This is a genomic window from Salinibacterium sp. NK8237 (assembly GCF_015864955.1).
In the GTDB taxonomy this organism is placed as follows: Bacteria; Actinomycetota; Actinomycetes; order Actinomycetales; family Microbacteriaceae; genus Rhodoglobus.
In genome coordinates this window covers 1-544 of the sequence record NZ_JADYWE010000009.1, presented here as the reverse complement: position 1 = coordinate 544, position 544 = coordinate 1, and the positions used below count along the sequence as shown (strand labels likewise).

Here is a 544-nt window from a genome sequence, read left to right as displayed (position 1 = left end):
GGTAAGGAAGGAGCTGGAGAGGAAGCTATTAATGAAGTTATTAATAAAGGAGTTGGAGAAGAAGCTACTAATGAAAGATATAGAAAGGGAGCTACCGTTTTGCGTGGTAATCCCGAAATTACGAAAGAGCTTATCAATTCAACTGACTATGCTAGACGATATACATCAGGTTGTCTTTCATTTGAGGAGAGTTATCAAGACATTACAGATGACGTAAAATCGAAAATCATGGACAACTTTGAGAAAGTGCTGTTTGCAGGTCTATTCCCTGATAACTACAATATTTTATGGGTACAGCACACCGATAAAAATGAGCGTCTAGAGCTAAATTTCCTGATACCAAACCAAGAGTTGCGAAGCGGCAAGAGGTTGCAGCCCTTCTACTATGCAGCCGATATGAAGCGAGTTGATGCCTTTCAAACGGTTATGAATCTTAATTTTAAGTTGAGCGACCCAAATGACCCAAGAAAACGTCGAACAGATAACCCTTATTTGAGCCGAAGTGCAAACTTAAAAAATGTTAAAGAGGAAGAAAAAACACTTG

The 544-nt window shown here is 39.0% G+C and carries 1 pseudogene; it reads left to right on the top strand.

What is annotated here, in order from left to right:
* A pseudogene (locus tag I6E56_RS14915) lies at window positions 1-544 on the top strand (relaxase/mobilization nuclease domain-containing protein); the annotation flags it as partial.